The sequence below is a fragment of the Prochlorococcus sp. MIT2302 genome, assembly GCF_059772385.1.
In genome coordinates this window covers 1,234,744-1,254,891 of sequence record NZ_CM186285.1, presented here as the reverse complement: position 1 = coordinate 1,254,891, position 20,148 = coordinate 1,234,744, and the positions used below count along the sequence as shown (strand labels likewise).

The 20,148-nt window shown below is 33.6% G+C and carries 12 protein-coding genes and 1 tRNA gene; 8 read left to right on the top strand and 5 right to left on the bottom strand.

The window, feature by feature from the left end:
• Window positions 1–3: 3 nt before the first annotated feature.
• Window positions 4–1,770 (bottom strand): aspartate kinase, encoded by a 1,767-nt coding sequence (locus AC6EI2_RS07245; protein WP_498461680.1) that lies wholly within the window; start codon window positions 1,768–1,770, stop codon window positions 4–6.
• 27 nt (window positions 1,771–1,797) lie between these two features.
• Window positions 1,798–2,826, bottom strand: coding sequence for a DNA polymerase III subunit delta (gene holA / locus AC6EI2_RS07240; protein ID WP_498461679.1), 1,029 nt, complete (start codon window positions 2,824–2,826; stop codon window positions 1,798–1,800).
• Between the two features lie 57 nt (window positions 2,827–2,883).
• Between holA and AC6EI2_RS07235 the strand changes: the two genes are divergently transcribed.
• Window positions 2,884–3,516, top strand: coding sequence for a precorrin-8X methylmutase (locus tag AC6EI2_RS07235; protein WP_498461678.1), 633 nt, complete (start codon window positions 2,884–2,886; stop codon window positions 3,514–3,516).
• Between the two features lie 64 nt (window positions 3,517–3,580).
• On the opposite strand, the gene mutS is transcribed toward AC6EI2_RS07235, so the two are convergent.
• The gene (gene mutS, locus AC6EI2_RS07230; protein ID WP_498461677.1) at window positions 3,581–6,331 is read right to left on the bottom strand and encodes a DNA mismatch repair protein MutS; all 2,751 of its coding nucleotides are present in this window, start codon (window positions 6,329–6,331) and stop codon (window positions 3,581–3,583) included.
• Between the two features lie 122 nt (window positions 6,332–6,453).
• On the opposite strand from mutS, the gene psbZ reads away from it, so the two are divergent.
• The 4 genes from psbZ (at window position 6,454) to AC6EI2_RS07210 (ending at window position 9,236) form a co-directional block, all read left to right on the top strand.
• On the top strand, window positions 6,454–6,699 hold the full coding sequence (gene psbZ / locus AC6EI2_RS07225) for a photosystem II reaction center protein PsbZ (RefSeq protein WP_498461676.1): 246 nt from the start codon (window positions 6,454–6,456) through the stop codon (window positions 6,697–6,699).
• 106 nt (window positions 6,700–6,805) lie between these two features.
• Window positions 6,806–7,282, top strand: coding sequence for a 6,7-dimethyl-8-ribityllumazine synthase (gene ribH / locus AC6EI2_RS07220; RefSeq protein ID WP_498461675.1), 477 nt, complete (start codon window positions 6,806–6,808; stop codon window positions 7,280–7,282).
• 83 nt (window positions 7,283–7,365) lie between these two features.
• Window positions 7,366–7,437, top strand: a tRNA-Gly gene (locus AC6EI2_RS07215).
• Between the two features lie 305 nt (window positions 7,438–7,742).
• Complete coding sequence (locus AC6EI2_RS07210) at window positions 7,743–9,236, top strand: glycosyltransferase (RefSeq protein ID WP_498461674.1); 1,494 nt, start codon at window positions 7,743–7,745, stop codon at window positions 9,234–9,236.
• Between the two features lie 29 nt (window positions 9,237–9,265).
• Here AC6EI2_RS07210 and AC6EI2_RS07205 read toward each other — a convergent pair whose 3' ends face one another.
• The gene (locus AC6EI2_RS07205; RefSeq protein WP_498461673.1) at window positions 9,266–9,730 is read right to left on the bottom strand and encodes a GNAT family N-acetyltransferase; all 465 of its coding nucleotides are present in this window, start codon (window positions 9,728–9,730) and stop codon (window positions 9,266–9,268) included.
• A gap of 229 nt (window positions 9,731–9,959) precedes the next feature.
• On the opposite strand from AC6EI2_RS07205, the gene AC6EI2_RS07200 reads away from it, so the two are divergent.
• Complete coding sequence (locus tag AC6EI2_RS07200; RefSeq protein WP_498461672.1) at window positions 9,960–11,177, top strand: class I SAM-dependent methyltransferase; 1,218 nt, start codon at window positions 9,960–9,962, stop codon at window positions 11,175–11,177.
• Window positions 11,174–14,797, top strand: a complete 3,624-nt coding sequence (locus AC6EI2_RS07195) for a glycosyltransferase (protein ID WP_498461671.1) — start codon at window positions 11,174–11,176, stop codon at window positions 14,795–14,797. Before AC6EI2_RS07200 ends, AC6EI2_RS07195 begins: the two co-directional genes overlap by 4 nt.
• Window positions 14,798–14,814: 17 nt before the next feature.
• On the opposite strand, the gene AC6EI2_RS07190 is transcribed toward AC6EI2_RS07195, so the two are convergent.
• Window positions 14,815–15,789, bottom strand: coding sequence for a GDP-mannose 4,6-dehydratase (locus AC6EI2_RS07190; protein WP_498461670.1), 975 nt, complete (start codon window positions 15,787–15,789; stop codon window positions 14,815–14,817).
• A 605-nt stretch (window positions 15,790–16,394) separates the two neighbouring features.
• Between AC6EI2_RS07190 and AC6EI2_RS07185 the strand changes: the two genes are divergently transcribed.
• Complete coding sequence (locus AC6EI2_RS07185; protein WP_498461669.1) at window positions 16,395–19,877, top strand: DUF4214 domain-containing protein; 3,483 nt, start codon at window positions 16,395–16,397, stop codon at window positions 19,875–19,877.
• Window positions 19,878–20,148 lie beyond the last annotated feature (271 nt).

The window sequence follows — 20,148 nt, the reverse complement described above, 5'->3', positions numbered from 1 at the left end:
TTATTATTCTGAATACTTTCCTAATTGAAAGCAAGAATGAATTTCATTTAATGCTTTTTCACCATATTTTTCGGAGATAATACAAGTTGTTCTGATTTCACTTGTAGCGATCATTTCAATATTAATTTTTTGATTAGCCAGTGCTCTAAATATTTTGCCAGCTGTTCCTTTAGTGAAAGGCATTCCAGAACCTACTGCGCTAATTCTAACTATGGATTCTCCTTCCTCGAGTCTGGACCCTTTCCAATTAGCTATCAATTCCTCTAAAGCATATTTAGCCTCGCTTCTATCATTTTTCTTTAATGTGAAACTAATATCTTTGGTTTTATCCTTATGCTTTCTTTCTGATTGTACTATTGTATCTAAGCTGATAAACTTCTCAGCCAATGTTGAACATATTGTTGAAGCAGTACCTGGCTTGTCTGGGACATTCTTAACGCTAATTTGAATTTGATCTTTATCTAAAGCTACTCCTCTTACCTCCGGCTCGTTATTATTTTCAATTATAGGATTAAGAGTAATTTGTTTATCAGAAAGCTTGAAAACCTCTCCTACATTGCGTAATGCTTTATTCCCTGATTCTGCGTCAATAACGCAACTTACTTTGACTTCACTAGTAGCTATTAGCCTGATATTAATACCAGAATCGGATAGAGTTTGAAATAGAGAAGATGCTATTCCAGGTCTACCCATAATTCCGGCTCCGAAAATACTTAGCTTGGTAAGATTTTTTTGAAAAGAAATTTCACCTCCAATAGCATTAATAAGTTTTTTACATTGAGCTTGTGCATTATTTAATTCATTTTCTGAAACAGTAAAAGTTATATCGTTAGAGTTGATTTGATGTGTTGCTTGAATAATGAGATCTACATTTACACCTCCTTCTGATAGAGATTCAAAAAGCTCAGCAGCAATTCCTGGGCGATCTGGAATATTAGATAGAGCTACGACTGCTTGATTCTCAACAAGCTCTAATCCATCTACTGGGCTCCGATGTTCTATCCCACCTTTAGAAAAAACATTCTTCTTATTACTAGTTAGAGTCGTTCCATCAAGGTTGTCCCAACTTGACTTGACTACAAGAGTTAGGCCGAAATTTCTTGCTATTTCAACAGCCCGAGGATGCAAAACAGCAGCTCCAAGGCTTGCGAGCTCTAACATTTCATCACAACTAATATTTTTCATTAATTGTGCATTTTTAACAATTCTTGGATCAGTTGTTAAAACGCCTGGAACATCGGTATAAATTTCACATGTTTCAGCTTCTAGAGATGCTGCTAAAGCAACTGCAGAAGTATCTGATCCTCCTCTTCCTAAAGTTGTGATTTCAGCAATTCCTCCTATTCCAAGACTGGTCCCCTGAAAGCCGGCAATGACTATAGTTTTACCTTGATTTAAAAGATTTTTTATTCGTTCTGTTCTAATCTCGAGTATTCTTGCTCTTCCATGAGCTGATTCTGTAATAATTCCAGCTTGAGTACCAGTTAAAGATATTGCTTGTATGCCCAATTCATTCAGGGCCATTGTCAATAATGATATTGAAATCTGCTCACCAGTTGATAGGAGCATATCCATCTCTCGATGAGGAGGATCAATAGTTATTTCCGAGGCTAGTTGTGTTAACTCATCAGTTGTATGTCCCATTGCCGAAACAACAACAACCAGATCATTTCCTTTTTCTTTACTTGCTTTGATTTTTTGGGCAACAGATTTTATTCGCTCAATGTTTCCAAGAGAGGTGCCGCCAAATTTTTGAACCAGCAAAGACATTGAACTCTCAGTAACTTATCAATTATTTCAGTTATTAGTCACAAATATACTTTCTGTTAGCAGATTATCTTTAAAAGAATTGATTGGATTGCTTCCTGATTTTATTGAAACTTCAATTTTTAAAAGTTTTTTCATCAAATCAAGTAACGATTTCAATGATTTGCCTTGAATTTGTTTTCGGATTACAAAAATACGTTTTGGATTGGCAATCCCAGCAAGTTTTGCTATTTCTTTGACGTCATGATGTCCTTGGGCATCTAATAGGTGTACCCATAGCCATCCTCTTGCTTGACCAGTCAAGGTTGAAATTAACCTTAATGCTGGTTCTCCATTTTTAAGCAAGGATTGAATTTTATTTAGAGCTATTATTCTCTCTTCTTTTAGTAAAAAATTAGCAATTTCTAAAGCATTAGTTGAATTATTTTGAATTATCTTTTTGACTATATCCTCTGTGATTTCTTGAGTTTCATTGATATTTGAATTTTTATTCATTGCTTCTGCTAATAATGATAATTTTTGAAGCTCAGTATTAATTAATGAGCTATCATTACCTATACTTTCTATCGTCAAGTCAATTGTTTTATTATTCATTCTTAAATTCAATCTATATAAAATATTCTTAACTAGCTTCCGCTGCCCATTGATATCCCATGGCTGTGGAAGAATAAAGCTTTTTTCATTAGATAAAGAATTCGATTGTATAGTTTTCTGTATTAATTTAGTTGTTTTAAGTCTTTTATCAGGTTTGTTTGAATTATTTAAAATCAGATGTGTATTATTAGGAATTAATGCAATGACTTGTTCAAGCTTATTAGCAAGCTCAATGGAACATCCGTTACAAAAAGGACTTCTTCTGACTAGTACAATTCTTCCTCCGCCTCCTAAAGGAGGACTTTTTATCTCTTCCAGCGCTCGAAGATTTTGCTTTGGATCATTCCCATCTATTTGACTATGATTAAAATTTTTCCATGCTGGATCAACAACTTTTTGAATTATTTCTTCTATTTCCCTGTTACTGGCCTCATAATCGTCTCCCCAAATTAGATGTATTGGCATTACTTAGAGATATGTTTTAAAAAGATCTGATCTTAAATTAGCCTAGGAACTTAAGCAGTGAAAACTCCGGAACATCCAATTTTTCTTAAAAGCGTTCAATATATTAGATCTCAAATCGGATATACCGGGCTTAATAAACTACAGCAATCGGTCTTAGAACGAATTATTCATTCAAGCGGTGATCTTGGAATGCAGAGCTGTTTGAGGTTTAGCTCGAATGCTTGTGAAAATGCTATTAATTCTCTAAAAAAAGGAGCCAATATTTTGACTGATACTTATATGGCAGAAGCAGCTGTTTCTCCGGTTGCTAAAAGAACATTAAATTCAAATGTTAAATGTATTTTAGAAATGGCTCCTGAATTTATTGATTCACCGTCGAAAACTAGAAGTTCAATGGGAATGCGAAAAATGTGGTTAGACATAGAAAAAACAGAAGAATACTTGGAAGCACCAATCGTTCTAATTGGTAGTGCACCCACAGCATTGATGACTTTATTAGATTTAATTGAGGAAGGTAGTAAAAGACCAAGTTTAATTATTGGAATGCCAGTAGGGTTTATAGGAGTTTCCGAGTGTAAAAATAGATTATTGAAAAGTGATTGTTCACATATAGTTTTAGAGGGCTCTAAGGGAGGGGCATCTCTTGCGGCAGCAACAGTTAATGCTTTGCTGAGAGCTGCTGATTATTAGTGTTGTTATGTAAATTTTTGAATTCCTGAGTAACTACCCGTAAATTTTTATTCTTTTGGATTATCTATATTTTGTTAAAGCTATTGTCTTCAAGATCGCTTAAGATTTTTCGAGCATTATTTATGACTTCTTTTGGAACTCCTGCCAGTCTAGCGGCTTCAATTCCATAACTTTTAATCGAACCGCCTTTGGCAACCTTGTGAAGAAAAGTAAGTGAATTCTTATCGTGTTTCACAAGGACTTGAAAATTCTCTACATTTTCATTGAATTCGGAAATTTGATTTAATTCATGATAATGAGTCGCAAAAATTGAACGACTTTTTATCTTTTTTGCCAGAAATTCGCTTACTGACCAAGCAATAGATAAGCCATCAAAAGTTGATGTTCCTCGACCAATTTCATCTAATAAGACTAATGATTTTTCTGTTGCTTTATTAAGAATAAAAGCCGTTTCTATCATCTCAACCATGAAAGTAGATTGACCTGCTGCTAAATCATCTACTGCTCCAACACGGGTGAAAATTTGGTCTGCAATTCCAATTGTGCATGATTTTGCTGGGATCCAGCTACCAATTTGTGCCATAATTTGTAGCAGACCTATTTGCCTTAAATAACAACTTTTGCCGCTAGCATTTGGTCCAGAGAGAATAATTAAATCGATTTTTGATCCAAGATTGATATCATTAGGTACGAAAATTTTATCAACAAGAATTTGCTCAACAACTGGATGTCGGCCCTCTAAAATTGATAGCTTCCTTGACTTTTTAGAATTTGTATTGTCAACGATATTCGGTTGAACATAATTATTTGTAGCAGCAAGCTCTGCTAAACCAGTCAAAACATCTAAATATGAAATTGCTTTGGCAGCTTTTCTAATGCTTTTTGCTCTTTCTCCAACAAGAAGTCGAAGTTCACAAAATAAATCATATTCTAGCTGTGATATACGAGCTTTTATTTGGAATATTTTCCCTTCCCTTTCTTTTAATTCGGGTGTTACAAATCTTTCTTCATTAGTAAGAGTTTGTCTTCTGATCCAGTGATCTGGAACATTAGTTGACTTTGCTTTACTGACTGCTAAAAAATATCCAAAGGATCGATGATATTGTAATTTTAAATTATTTATTTTACTTATTTCTTTTTCTTTAATTTCTTGAGCCCTTAACCATGAATTTTGATCATCAAGTTGATTTCTAAGTCCATCAAGAATGAGGTTTATACCATCATAGAATAGACCACCTTCTGTAAGACTTAGTGGAGGATTTTCAATGATCTCATTATTTATCTTTGATGCAATTTCTATTAAATTTTTGTCTAAATTTATAATAGATGAGAAGTATTTAGATTCTTCAAAAATTTCGTTATTCAGATTTTTTGCGAGCAATGGTAAACGATTAATGCCTTCTGCTATTGCTACGAGTTCTCTTGCACCTGCTTGTTGTGCACTTGCTCGTCCTGAGAGCCGTTCAAGGTCTCCCATCGATTTGAGTATTTTTCGAAGATTTTTTCTTATGGAGGGCGATTTAACTAGTAAAGAAATTATTTCTTGTCTGTTCTTTATTTCATTTACATTTGTTAGAGGTTCTTCAAGCCATCTTCTGATACATCTGCCTCCCATCCCAGTTAAGGTCTTATCTATTGCCCATAATAAAGATCCTTGAAATTGTCCTCCTCTTTGAGTTGAGACAATCTCTAGATTTCTTCTTGTTTGATTATCTATAATTAAACCAGCATTATCGTTTTTGATATGTGGATAATCTAAGGATATATGAGTTTTTACTGAATGTTCATTATGACTACTTAGATTGGGATGTGTTTTATTTAGGTATGCAATTAGTCCCCCTAAACTTCTAATTGAAAGAGAATGAGAGGCTAAACCCAGTCCTTCAATATTATTTAAAGAATAATAGTTTAATATTGCTCTTTCAGACTCTAATTCTGTAAATGAAGTTTGATTGAACTCGGATATTTTCATTGATCTCGTGTACCATTGCCCTCTACTTATTGTATTTTTTTCTGAGATCACCTCAGCTGCTTCTAATTTGATTAATTCTTGTCTTAAAATATTAATTTCTTCTCCTTCCTGGACAACAAGTTCACCCGTGCTGACATCTACTTTTGTAAGGGACCATTGAATAAATTCGGTATTCGAATGAGAGTCAATGAAAACTGAAGCCAGCCAATTATTTTTCTTTGCGCTAAGCATTCCCTCTTCTAGAATCGTCCCAGGAGTGATTAATCTTGTAATACCTCTTTTGATTAATTTATTCCCCTTTGATGGGGCAGCCTCCAGTTGGTCGCAAATGGCAACTGATAAACCTTTCTTTATTAGTTGAGAGCAATATCTATCAGAAGCATGATGCGGTATGCCAGCCATTGGAATCCGACCAATCTTTTTACCTCCCTCTTTGCTGGTCAGAGTCAGTTCTAAAAGTTCAGACAGTCTGATGGCATCCTCAAAAAAACATTCAAAGAAATCACCAAGCCTATATAATAGAATTCTGTCCGGATTTTCTATTTTTAGTTCTACATAATGTTTTAGTGCAGGAGTGAGATCATCGATTTTGGGTAAGCTGTGATGCGACCATTTGGTTTCTTCAATTTCTGGAACCAATAACCCATCAAAATTTTTAAGTTGTTTTTTTTGTGTCTTCGTTTTTCCGGCGCGTGGTCTTGATTGAGCGTCATCCTTAAGTTGTTCATTGTCTAGATTATCGTTTGAGATCTTGAGAGAATTATTCTTTTCAGCGTTTGATGGAAAGGGTTTATCTTCCCCTTTAAAAAGGCTGCCTTGCATAGGATTTGGGCTGGCAGCCATTTAATTAGTTACTGTTTCATCAACGCATATTAGAAGAATTAATTTTTTTTGCATGTGAAGCCTCGCTACAAATATTAAGAGGTGGTTCATCAAATCACACTTACGTGGGAGAATTATTGGAATTGAGTAATTCTTCTTCAGATTTCTCCCTCATGCTGGCTATTAATTCCATCGTCGCGAACGCACTTTTATTTTCTTCATTACTTTTGGTAATTGGAGTACCTGTTTTCTACATGACCCAAACAAACCCAGAGGACAATAGAAATCCAAATATTAAAAAGATAGAAATACTTGCTGGTGTATGGTTCCACTTGGTTCTTCTACAAGCATTGGTAGGTGAGTACATAACACATCAGATGAGTGTTTAGAGACTTTTTGCAATTGAAAATTGCATATATTCAGAGTTATTTTGTTGAAATGTTTTAAATTTCCTCTCTGGAGGTTACTGTTAGTAAGTAAGTAAGGCCTTAAAAAATGGCGACTTTAGAAGGTACCTTCGAAAATTCATCATCTTTGCGCGCAGCAATAGTGATTGCTCGATTTAATGATTTAATTACAAATAAACTTTTAAGCGGTTGTCTTGATTGTTTATCCAGGCATGGCATTGATGTAGCAGAATCAAGCTCACAATTAGATATTGCATGGGTCCCTGGTTCTTTTGAACTCCCAATTGTTTCTCAAGGACTCGCTCGTACAGGGAAATATGATGTTCTAATTACTTTAGGTGCAGTGATCAGGGGAGATACTCCTCATTTTGATGTAGTTGTTTCTGAGGCAAGTAAAGGAATTGCAACTGTCTCTAGGGAAACAGGAATTCCTATCGTTTTTGGAGTTTTGACAACTGATACTATGCAACAGGCTTTGGAGAGAGCGGGAATTAAGAATAATTTAGGGTGGAGCTATGCATTGCAAGCACTTGAAATGGGTTCATTAATGAAAGTGGTTGGTTAAACAATTTTTAAATGAAAAGAAATCAATTGATTATCTTTCTTAAACTATGGCCTATTAATTGGTAACATGATTGAGGGTCTAATGCGGATGTAGCTCAGTGGTAGAGCATCTCCTTGCCAAGGAGAATGTCGAGAGTTCGAATCTCTTCATCCGCTTCATGCTTAACTAAAAATCCATTTTTATTAACACCAGAGTTTTTCTTAGAGAGAGCCTAAATTTGAATTTGTTTTTTGATCTGATCTTTAAATAGATACAATTAGCTTGATCTAATCATCCAGCACCAATGGATGTAAGATTTTTACAATTAATATTAAAAATATAAAATTTCTACTTTTTATTTTCCAGTGTTTGTCATTACACCTTCCTTATGTTTCATATTTCTGAGTCTATTCAAGTTTAATATTCTAATTAATTAATGATAAATTGCTTATAACAAATAAAATAATAAAGTAAATTATTCATGGGTATTGAATTGGCTGATTCTATTTATTCAAAAGAAAAGCCTTTGTCCCAAATGCGAGTCGCTGTAACAGCTATTGATCTAGAACAGGACGAGCATCGTGGAATTGCATATTTATCAAAAGGTTTAATAACATCTTTATCTGATCTGGGAGCAGAAGTTTATTTATTAACTGGATTTTATGGTCGACGCTTAAATCCTTTAATGAAACTTGCAATGAGCCCAAAGTCGGTTATAGAAGTTGACTGCGCAGATATTCTGGATCAATTCTGTGATCCATTAAGTCAATTTACAAAAATAAAAAAGAAGAAAAATCAAGATCAAGATGAAGATTTAATAACTAGAGTAATAAATAAGTTTATAAGATTTAAAAACGAATCAAAAGTTAGCCTTAATTTGCTATTTTCTGTATTTAGATTTTACCTGAATAGAGGTAAATTTTCAGGACGATTAATTAAGCTATCTAACTTTCAGAATACTCCTTATTTTGGTCAAGAAAGAGTAGACTATCTTTCGAAAATATCAGGTTTTTTATCTGTTAAAGATATTTATAATTTTACTACTTTAAGAAGTAAAAGGTTATTATTTAAATCTCCAATTATTGACTTAAGAAAGTTAAATATAGACTTGTTAGTCACATCCTGTCCATTGAGTATTACGGTAAGAACTAAGGATAAAAATAGTCTAAGTTGTTTACAGCTTATTATGGATTTTATACCTCTTTCCTTCTCAAAACATCCGGATCATCCTTTTGATTTTTATAATCGCTTGAAAGATGCAATGAAAACTAAAAATTGTTTTATTTCAAAGGCTTCTAGAGATAAAATATGTTTACTACTTGAAAAAAAGTGTTCAAAAGATGAGAGTAATATAATTTATCCAATGCCTTCATTAAATATAAATAAGTTACAATTAGCTAGTCAAGTAAAAAACCTAAGAGGTATCAGTAAAAAATATATTTTATTTAATTCCTCAGTTGTACCAAGAAAAAATCTACATTTTTTAATAAATATATTTCAAAGTAGTGAACTTGCTAGCAAAGGTTTTGATTTATGTGTGGCTGGTAAAATACATAATGATAAATATGGTTTAGAGATAAAGAGAATGTGTGCAAATCAACCTCATATTAGATTATTAGACTATGTAGATGAAGCAGAAAAGGCTTGGCTATTTTTGAATTCTTATGCATTTGTTTCTCCGTCTTGCGTAGAAGGTTTTGGGATACCAGTTTTGGATGCTGCATCATTGGGGCTTAGAGTTTTAGCAAGTGATTTACCTTCTCATCGGGAAATTTCAAACCTTGTTAATCAAAATCAGGATTTTCGATTACTCGACCTATCTAATGTGGATAAATGGATTTATGAATTGAAATTATTAAATACTTTAGACTTATGCATGGAAGATGAAATCAAAGATCGTATTTTGAATTATCGCTATTGTTTTAATGGCTTGAAAGAAATTTTTGAGAAAAGTATTATTGATTTGGTTACTTGAAAGATCTATTAACTGATTAATTATAAAAATTAATATTTGTTTTTATTTATTACCATCAATGACTGCTTAATGTTTAATTTAAATCCTAATTGTTTATAAAACTCTGAACAGTTAGTTGTCATTAAGTAGATTTTTTCAACAGACTTGATTTTTTTATCGGTTAATATTGCATCGATTATTAACTTCCCAAATCCTAGGCCTTGACGATCTGAAGCAATAACTATATCCCAAAGCACGGCTCTGAAGACAAGATCACTTGTTGCTCGGCCAAATCCTATTAATTGATAATTATCCCATAGGCTGACTATAACGGAACTATTAGTGAGCATTTGACAGAGCTGTTTTTTATTTCTACCCCTAGCCCAAAAAGTGTTTTCATTGAGAAAAGATTGGAGTTTTTCTAACCCATTTGTTGGCGTAAGCTTAGGACCAATTCCCAGTAATCGTAGCCCAGGGGCCGTTGTTGCATGCTTGATTAGAGATATTACGCTCATTAAAAATTATTTAAGATCTCGATTTTTTTAATCTTACTTCTGCAAGGATTCATTTTTATATTTCCAACAAAAGAATAATGATTTCAAAGGTTTAAATATTTGCTTTGGGATCAAGCGTATTCCTAACCTTTAAATAGTAACATGAGTAAATAATCTTTCGTATGGGATTATCTTTAATGGTCAGAAACTAGTATGAATTTTAGCTTCTAAATTAAATTAATTAAAAATTATGGATTCAGATTTTTATACAGAATTCGAAAATAATTTTCGTGGAAGTCGAGAACAAATAATGAATCTTCTTTCTAATTACGATGGTTTAATAGATTATATTTTGACTGTAGATAATGATCCTTCTCTTTTGGATATAGGATCTGGTAGAGGTGAATGGATTCAAAAATGCAATGCAAAGGGTTTTAAATCTATAGGTCTAGAGATAGATCCTAAGATGGTCAATGATTGTAAAAAATTAAATCTAAATATTCAACAAGGAGACGCATTAACATTGTTAGATCAATTTTGTGAAGATAGTTTCTCTATAGTCAGTGCTTTTCATGTGATTGAGCATATGAATCATGAAAATATTAAAGAACTTCTGATTAAAGCTAAAAGAATTTTGAAGTCTGACGGATTTCTTATTCTTGAAACACCTAGCATAGATAATCTTATGGTTTCTGCCAAATCTTTTCATATTGATCCTACTCATATCAATCCAATTCATCCTGATCTATTGGCTTTTATGATTAAAAGAACTGGCTTTACTAATCTAAAATATTATTTTATTAATGGCGGACCATTACAAAATTCTGAGGCTGATGCATTAACAAGAGTATTAAATGGAGTTGCTCAAGATCTTGTATTAATAGCATCTAAGTCTAATCTTTTAGATAATTCAATTTTTGAAAATATTAACTTTATAAAAAGAGATATGAGGTTAGGAATCACTTCGATAGAGGCAGCTATAGATTTTGATAATTATTCAAGGAATCGATACGCTCAATATGATGAGTCTATTTTCTTAATGCGAAAACAGATTATAGCTCTAGAAAGACAATTACAATATTATAATAGTCTTTATGATAAGAGCTTTTTACCTATTCTTTTTAAGACAATTAAAAGGTTAAGAAGATTGATGTTTGCTGCCAAGGTTCGATTAAAAACCTCAATCAAAATTTTAATTAGTTCTCTTAACAAGAGTAAATTCTATATTGCTATTACTAAAAGAATATATAAAATTCAATATTTCTTTTATATTCTTAGATATATAGAAAAAATTATTGATAATCTTGGCTACCGAATTTATCAATATCAATTTGTAAAAAGAAGTAAAAAGAGCAAGGAAGACTCTTTATTAGTCTCAGATTATGCTAGATATTTGGAGACTTACTATGATTCCTCTGAAGATTCTAAGGAAATTTTTGAGGATTTTAATAATTGCTCTAAATTATGAAAATTGTACTTGATTTACAAGGATTACAAAGGGATGGAAATCGTAAAAGGGGAATAGGTAGATATTGCTTGGATTTGACAAAATCTTTGATAAACTTTTATCCAGAAAATGAATATATCTTATTTGCTAATGCTGGATTATCTGATTTGAGAAATGATTTCTCTGAAGAATTTAATAATCAAAAATTTAATTTAACTTACTTTAATTGTCCAACAGTTGGTGATATTAATGACATTTATGTTGGGAAATATTCAATGCTTTGGTTATCAATACAATTAAGAAGTTATGCATTATCAGTCATTGATGCCGATGTTATATTAATCACAAGCTTTTTTGATGGATTTAGAGATAATAGTCTAGTAAGTCTTAGTGGTGATTATAAATTACCTCCTGTGGTATCAATTATCTATGATTTGATACCTTTAATTCATAGTGAACAGTATTTAAGTACTGATCCAGAATATAAGCTTTTTTATCTCGAAAAAATTAAAGAATTATCAAGCTTAGATGGACTCTTTACTATTTCGAAATCATCTTTAGAAGAAGCTTGTAAGTATTTAGAAATAAACCCTAAATTTATCTATAATATTTCATCGGCCTGCAACGAACAAAAATTTTCGCTCCAACTTTCTAATCCTGATTTTGATAGAAAAGATTTAGGAAGATTTTTATTATATTGTGGTGCCACTGATCCCAGGAAGAATTTATATCGATTAATAGAAGCTTATTCATTACTCCCTTTAGAAATAATATTTAAGCACAAATTAGTTTTAACTGGTCCTTATACAGAGGAAGAAATATTACTCATTAAGGAATGGATAATTAATTTTGGTCTATCTCCTGAATATGTTGTATTTCTTGGATATGTAACCGACACTCAACTTGCACATTTATATAGTAATTGTTATTTATTTGTGTTTCCTTCATTGCATGAAGGATTTGGTTTGCCAGTTTTAGAGGCAATGAATTGTGGCGCACCTGTTATTGCTTCTAACCTCACCAGTTTGCCAGAGATTATTGGCAACCAGAGCTTTCTTTTTGATCCATATAATGCAAAAGATATCTCATGCTTAATGAACAAATGTCTTACTGATAATAGTTTCTATCAGTCTCTATGTAAAAATTCTGAATTAAGAAAAAAATTTTTTTCATGGAAGAATACATCTGATAAAACTATAAACTCACTAAAGGAAATTGTACTTAGAGTAAATCGGTCTTCGAAAAATAATAATCATGATATTAAGTCTTTAATTTCTACACAATATAATATCTTAAGGTTAAATTTATTGCGAAGTCCATTAATTAAAGAGAAAAGCAAGTTGAATCTCGAATTATTAAAGCTTTTTTCTTCGGCTATATCAATTATTAATAAGCAAGCGAATAAAATAGAATTTATTAGGCAGGAAAAAATAGAAAATAAATATACATGGCGTATTGAGGGTCCATTTGATACTACTTATAGTTTAGCTATCTTAAATAAAAATTATGCTCTAGCAATGTATGATTTAGGGCAAAATGTTTTACTATATTCTACAGAAGGCCCAGGCGATTATGAACCAGATTCTATTTTTTTGGAAAAAAATAAAATAATTAAAAACCTCTTTTATAAATCAAAAGAGGTTAATAAAGGATTGTTCATATGTACTAGAAATTTATATCCACCAAGAGTTCATGACTCCAAAGGCGTAATTAATTTACTGCATGCTTATGGTTGGGAGGAATCAATGTTTCCACAATCATGGGTAAGAAATTTTAATACTTACTTAACAGGCATGACTGTAATGTCATGCGAAGTTAAAAAAATTCTTATAGATAATGGAGTGAATGTTCCGATTTCTGTTTGTGGTCTTGGAGTTGATCATATAGATAATATTGATGGTACAACTTCTAATATAATTGATAAAAATAAGTTCACTTTTTTGCATATTTCATCATGTTTTGCAAGGAAGGGTATTGAATGTTTGCTCGCAGCATATTTTCAAAAATTTAACGCTAAAGATGATGTGATTATGATCATAAAAACTTTTAGAAATCCGCACAATAATATTTATAAAATTCTCAATAATCTTAAAAAAGTTTACTCCAGTACACCTGAAGTTTTAATTTTAGAGCAAGATTTATCTCCTTCTGAAATAAAGTCGCTTTACCTATCCAGTAACGCACTTGTAGCTCCAAGTTATGGAGAAGGTTTTAATTTAACCGTAGCAGAAGCCATGAGAGTTGGTCTTCCTGTCATTACTACAGGATGGGGTGGTCAGACAGACTTTTGTAATGCTAAAAATTCTTTTTTAGTTGATTTTACTTTTGAATATTCTAATTCCCATTTGGGTTTATTTTCATCAGTTTGGGCTAGACCTTCCGTTGATCATTTAGCGAAACTTATGAAAGAAGTCTATTCTTTAAGTAATGAAAAAAGGCTTTCTAAGATTGAGTCTGCCAAAGAGTCAATTTCTCAATATACATGGAAAAAAGTAGCGGAAGAAAATTTAAATTTCGTGAAAAATTTAAGTAATAGTTTTGTTGACCACTCATCTAAGCTTGGCTGGATATCCACTTGGGGAACAAGATGTGGCATTGCTACTTATTCTGAACATTTATTGTCAGAAATTAAAAGCAATTATCTTATATTTGCTAATAGAATTAATCTTGAACGTCAAGATAAAGTTGTTAGATGTTGGAATATCGGAGATGATAATTTACAGGCATTGTTTGATGAAATTATATCTAATAATATCACTTCAATAGTTTTACAATTTAATTATGGTTTTTTTGAATTTACTAATTTATCTAAGTTTATAAGGAAAATTAATTTAAAAAATATTAAGATAATTATTTTTCTACATTCAACAAAAGACCCCGAATCTGATGATACTAAAAAAATATCTTGTATCAAAGATGATTTATCTTTATGTCAAAGATTATTAGTTCATACTCCTGCAGATTTAAATCGTTTAAAGGAAATAGGACTAGTTGATAATGTTACATTGTTTCCACATGGCTTATTAGACTTTAATGTAGGGAATAGAGTCTATAAAAAATCAAAAAGTTCAAAAAGCAATATTCATTTCTCATCATATGGTTTCTGCTTGCCTAATAAAGGTTTTTTAGAATTAATTAAAGCAATTAATATTTTAATTAAAGATGGTTTTCAATGTAGACTATCTCTCTATACAGCTTTATATGATAATCCAGCATCCGTATCCGTTTATAATCAACTTGTTGATTTTATAGACAATCAAAATCTCAAACAATATGTGACAATTAATACTGCTTTTATGAGTGATAAAGAAACATTAACAAAACTTTCTAGTACTGATTTGGTAGTCTTTCCATATCAGTTCACCAATGAATCAGCCAGCGGAGCAGTAAGACAAGCTATCTCATCATTTACACCTGTAGCAGTAACACCTTTAGCTATATTTGATGATGTTTTACCTGTTGTTTATAAGCTACCTGGCACGACACCTTCATTAATTGCTAAAGGACTTAAAAATTGGGTTATTAATTTTCTTGGAAAACCTATGACAGATCTTGAAAAAGAATGGAGGAATCAGCATTCTTTTGAAAAATTAGGATATAGGTTGCAGGGTTTAATAAATAGTCTTGAAGTCAATTGTTAGATTAATATATAAGAAAGTTAAGACCTTTTTGTATACTTCATTTTCTGCTCTAAGAGCTTAGTTATTATTTCATCAACACTGACTTTGGCTTTCCAATTTAGTTTTTTTTCAAGGGGTTCAGGATCACCAAAATTTTTTGAGATTTCATTTTCTCTTTTTAATGATTTATCAATCAATACATGATTTTCCCAATTTAAGTCTAATTTACTAAAGGTAATATTGATAAATTCAAGCAACGATGTTAGTTTTCCTGTGCAAATGATGTGATCATTGTTATTACTGTTATTTAAAATGATCTGCATTGCTTCTACGTATTCTTCTGCCCAGCCCCAATCTCGACTAATGTCAATATTACCTAATTTTATTTTGTGGTTTTTATTATTTTTTGCGTTAATTGCACCTGTGATGATCTTGTGGGTAACAAAATTTTCATTTCTAAGGTTAGATTCATGATTGAATAATACTCCAGTTACGCAATTTAAATTATAATTTTCACGATAAAACTTCACTAATTTATAACTGGTTTGTTTACTAATCGCATATGGACTTACAGGATTTTGAGGATGATTAATATCGGCAGCTTTATTTGTTGATCCAAACATTTCGCTGCTTCCAGCAAAAAATATTTTTCCTTGAAAATTTAATTTTCTCGCTGCTTCAAGAATATTTGTTGTTCCGTTGATTATGCTTTCAACTGTCTCTTTTGGCATGAAAAATGATTTTCCTACAGAGGATTGTCCTGCTAAATTGTAAATTTCATCAGGTTGATATTTATCAATTACATTGGTAATGGTTGTACTATTTGTTATGTCACCAACTAATAACTCTATCTCATTCTCTAGTTGTATCTTGTTTTGATCTGAATGTGAATATGGTGTTGTGCTTCCTTTTGATAATCCTATTACCTCGTAATTTTTTTTAAGAAGCGATTTGCAAATAAGGGTTCCATCTTGACCTTTTGGGCCTAACACCAAGGCTTTTTTGCTGGACAAAACTTGCTTGCATGTTTTTCCTTTCTCTCATTTTTACACGAAAATGACAACAACATTTAATTAACATATATTTTTGAAGAAATTTTGACCTTTTTTACGGTACTAAATCCATCGCTTGGGCTTGCATTTTTAGCTGATTTGATTTGCTGGCGAAGAATTGGATTCATAGTGTGCACTTTTTGATGTGCACAGCGTGTTTTACAGGTGAATGCAAACTTATAAGAAATTTTTCCTTAAATAATTAAGATACGTTATCAACATTAAACTTTAAAAAACCATTTATTACGGGGGTTGTTGGTTTTTTTTTTTTTAATTTATTGTCTCTTGATCGATTGATTTCCAAAGACTAGGACTGTGTATCTTTTATGCGATTTTTCGTTGAAGGATGTTCAAATACCCACAATTTTCAATGAAATACTAATAAAACTCTTGATTATTAACTTTAATCATATATAGTTTGTCGGAATTCTGAATAGGGTTCGTCTCTCTTGATTGAGTAGCGTTCTCCTTTCAAATTGCCAGGCCCATATTTCAGGGTTTCTCGGCAGCCGCAAACTTCTGCGGAAACCCCAACCTCAAACCTTACATTTCTTACTGTTTAACTAATGGCCCTAACAGAATCACAAATTCAGGAGCTTTACGTAGCTTATTTTGGCCGTCCGGCTGACGTTGAAGGTAAGGCTTATTGGTCTGGATCTTCTACTGGAGTTTCTACAGTTCTTGGGTTTGCTGCAAACATGCACTCTCAGAGTGAGTTCCAGGATGCATATGGTTCTAAAAAGACAGCAACACAAGTCAATCAGATTTATCAAAACTTGTTCAGCAGAGACGCTGATGCCGCTGGCTTGGAATATTGGACCGGACAAATTGCTAATGGTTCTCTAAAGCTTGCTGAAATTGCTGTTCACCTCATATGGGCTGCAAAAAATAATACTGGTGGATCAGCAGATAAAACCGCTCTAGAAAATAAAGTAGCAGCTGCAAAAGCTTTTACTACTGATGTTGCCGCTGATGCTACCGCGCAGCTTGCATACACTGCTGATGATGCAAATGCATTTACTACAGCTAAGACTTTTATCTCTGGCATAACTACAACTGCTGCCACTGCTGCTGAAATAGATACACAAGTAGCGTCTGTTAAAACTACTTATACCTCCAATCAAGCCAAAGGAGTTACTTACACACTAGTTACTACTGCTGATGATCTAACAGGTGGAGCTAAAAACGATACCTTCTCAGGTGTGGTTGATGCTGATACAGCTGCAAACAACACATTTTCAGCACTTGACTCCATAGATGGTGGAGCCGGAACCGATACATTAAAAGTTACATTTGCTTCAGATTCTGGAAACACTAATACTTTCCCTGCAGCAACAATCACAAACATTGAGAATTTCTCAATTAAGAACCAGGATGATGATGACGCAGTCACAGTTAACTTCGGAAATATCACTGGCGAAGAGGTAGTCAACAATAATTTGTCCACACAAGCAGTAACCTTCTCTAATTTGGCTGCTGGTACAAACGTAGATATTACTGGTAATGGCTCACTAGCTAATGGCAATACAACTATCACTCATGTAGCTGCAACAACTGCCTCGACTATAGACATTATTGGTGGTACTACTGCTGGGAATATTTCAGACTCACAGGCAACGGGTTCTAAACTCGTAACCACAACAATTACTTCAACTGGAGCCGCTAATACTGTTGGTACTGTTGGAATAGATAGTACCGTTACAGCTTTAAACATTAACGCTACAACTGATTTAACAACTGGAGCTATAACTGCAGCTGGTGTTACTACGTTAACTATCACAGGTGCTGGTGATGTTGATATAAATGCTGGTGCATTAGGCGCAGCAACTGACGTTATTGATGCAAGTGCAGCAACTGGTGACGTAGACGTTCTTGCAGGAAACGTAGCTAACAACTCTGGAGTTACAGCAGACATAACAATTACTACTGGTTCAGGTGATGACGAAGTTTCTCTTGCTGGCCTAGATGCCGCTGATGAAGTTAGCGTCACTTTGGGAGCTGGAAACGATAGCGTATACATAGATGAAGTTATTCAAGCTACAAGTTCAACATCTCCTGGCGATGTTCTTGCTGGTGGTGCCGGTACTGATACCCTCAAAGCTTTAACAGCAACACTCGATGGTCACGCAACTACGACAACAGTAACTGGTTTTGAAGTTGTTGAAATCACTGACGAACATTCAGGTTCCCTTGATGTGGCCGATTTTGGCACAGGGATCACAACAGTAACCTTGGCTGCTGGTGCTCACTCAGGCGACGCAGGAGATATTTCATTCAATGCTGGGTCTTCGGTACTAAATATCAAAGATGTTAATGATGGTACTTTGACTCTTACTGCTGCTGGTACAGCTGCTACTGATTCATTAACTATTAACCTTACCGACAGTACGGACGTTGATGTATTCAGTGGTGAAGCCATAACTACTACAGAAATTGAAAACATCACCCTAAACACAACTCACGCTGGTTCTACAGCAACTGCGCAAGACATAACCACCTTGAGCATGACTGCTAACACTGGTGGAGTTACTAAGCTAACGATTATTGGTAGTAATGCTTTAGCTCTAGATGCAGTAACTGCTAACACAATTGATGCATCAGGAGCTACTGGGGCAATCACTCAAAGTACGAATATGGTTGGTACTGCATCTGGTACTAACGTTCTAAAAGGTGGATCTGGCGCTGACACACTTGTAGGTGATACCGATGACACCACAAATATTGATGGTAACGGTGGTAATGACAATTTGACCGGTGGTAGCGACGCTGAAACAATTAATGGTGGAGCTGGTAATGACACCATCAACAGTAGTACTGGAGCTGACACACTTAACGGTGGAGCAGGTAATGACACCATCACAATCGGTGCAGCGACTCAAACTGTTGATGGTGGTGACGGTGATGATACTGTTTATGCTTTGAATTTCCTTGCATATGGTTATTCAGTTGCTGGTGGAGCTGGTACAGATATCCTTGACGTTACAGCTGCTGAAGTGATTGGTGATGGTTCAGTGGTGACTGGTTTTGAACAGTTGACTATTGACGGTGATGTAACTATTGACCTTGATACTTACGCCAACAACACATTTACAACAGTTCAGCTTGAGGGTCATACCTACACACTTCAAAGTGTCAGGTCTGAGGTTATTGAACTAACTGCTGCATTAGGAGGAGATTCAACGTTTACAGGTGAATCCGTAACTGGGTCATCCGATTCAATGAACTTCAAGCTTAAAGCTGCTGCTGGTTTTGATACCTCTAATGAGATAACAGCTGATGCAATTGAGAGCATCTCGCTTGTTACAGACGATTCTGATGACACCACTTTCGGTACATTCACAGCTCAAATCACTGCTGATGATCTTACAACCCTTACCATTACTGGTGACACAGGTGTTGCGCTAACAGGTAGTGGAGACTTAAGCGCTCTTCAAACTATCGATGCGTCTGGTGCAACTATTGGTGGAGTTTCAACAGCTTCAACAATTGCAGGTATTGTTTGGGCATCTACTAACTCAACTTCAGGAGCAGTAACTTCTTATACAGGAACCAATGGAGCTGATAACTTCACAGGTCTTGCAACATCCGATGATACATTTATCGGTGGTTTAGGAGTTGATACTCTCGTTTACAACGGTAGAAAAGATACCTTTACTGGTGGTGGTGGAAATGATGTTTTTGATCTAAATATCACTTCTCAAGGTGTTGCTGCAACATCAACAGCTTTCCTAACAATCACTGACTTAGCAGCTGGTGACACTATTGATTGGGCTGGTGCTCATACAGGAACCAGTACTTGGAATGCGACTGAAATCACCTTAGGCGCTAATGCTACTCTGGCTAACTATCTTGATACAGCTGCGGCAGGTACAAGTTCTGCTACTAATAGTATTGCTAGATGGTTCGAGTACAGTGGCGACACCTACATCGCTCAAGATGAGAGTGACAACGCAACTTATACTGCAGGTACTGACTGGTTCATCAAGATTAGTGGTTCTGTTGAGCTTAAGAATTCAACTCTATCTGGTGATGTTCTTACAATCGTTTAAGACATTACAACCAAAAAAAGCTCCTTCTTTAGAAGGGGCTTTTTTTATGGAAATTTTTGATCTTTTAATATTTTAAGTTATTTAGATAAATAGATATTCTGATGAACCATAAAGTTTTTTTTATTTGAAGTTGATTACAGAAATTATTGATTTTCAATTTTTATTTCTTGTGATTATTTATTGCGTGTTTAATTTTTTTAGAAAAAAGAATAATCTTCGGCCTTTACACGTAGTGAGACTATAAGTATTCCATTAAAGTTTTTCTAGACAT

Coding starts and splice junctions, on each gene's coding strand:
- AC6EI2_RS07245 (WP_498461680.1), bottom strand. CDS start 1,770: ATGTCTTTGCTGGTTCAAAAATTTGGCGGCACCTCTCTTGGAAACATT.
- holA (WP_498461679.1), bottom strand. CDS start 2,826: ATGCCAATACATCTAATTTGGGGAGACGATTATGAGGCCAGTAACAGG.
- mutS (WP_498461677.1), bottom strand. CDS start 6,331: ATGGCTGCCAGCCCAAATCCTATGCAAGGCAGCCTTTTTAAAGGGGAA.
- ribH (WP_498461675.1), top strand. CDS start 6,806: ATGGCGACTTTAGAAGGTACCTTCGAAAATTCATCATCTTTGCGCGCA.
- AC6EI2_RS07210 (WP_498461674.1), top strand. CDS start 7,743: ATGGGTATTGAATTGGCTGATTCTATTTATTCAAAAGAAAAGCCTTTG.
- AC6EI2_RS07205 (WP_498461673.1), bottom strand. CDS start 9,730: ATGAGCGTAATATCTCTAATCAAGCATGCAACAACGGCCCCTGGGCTA.
- AC6EI2_RS07200 (WP_498461672.1), top strand. CDS start 9,960: ATGGATTCAGATTTTTATACAGAATTCGAAAATAATTTTCGTGGAAGT.
- AC6EI2_RS07195 (WP_498461671.1), top strand. CDS start 11,174: ATGAAAATTGTACTTGATTTACAAGGATTACAAAGGGATGGAAATCGT.
- AC6EI2_RS07185 (WP_498461669.1), top strand. CDS start 16,395: ATGGCCCTAACAGAATCACAAATTCAGGAGCTTTACGTAGCTTATTTT.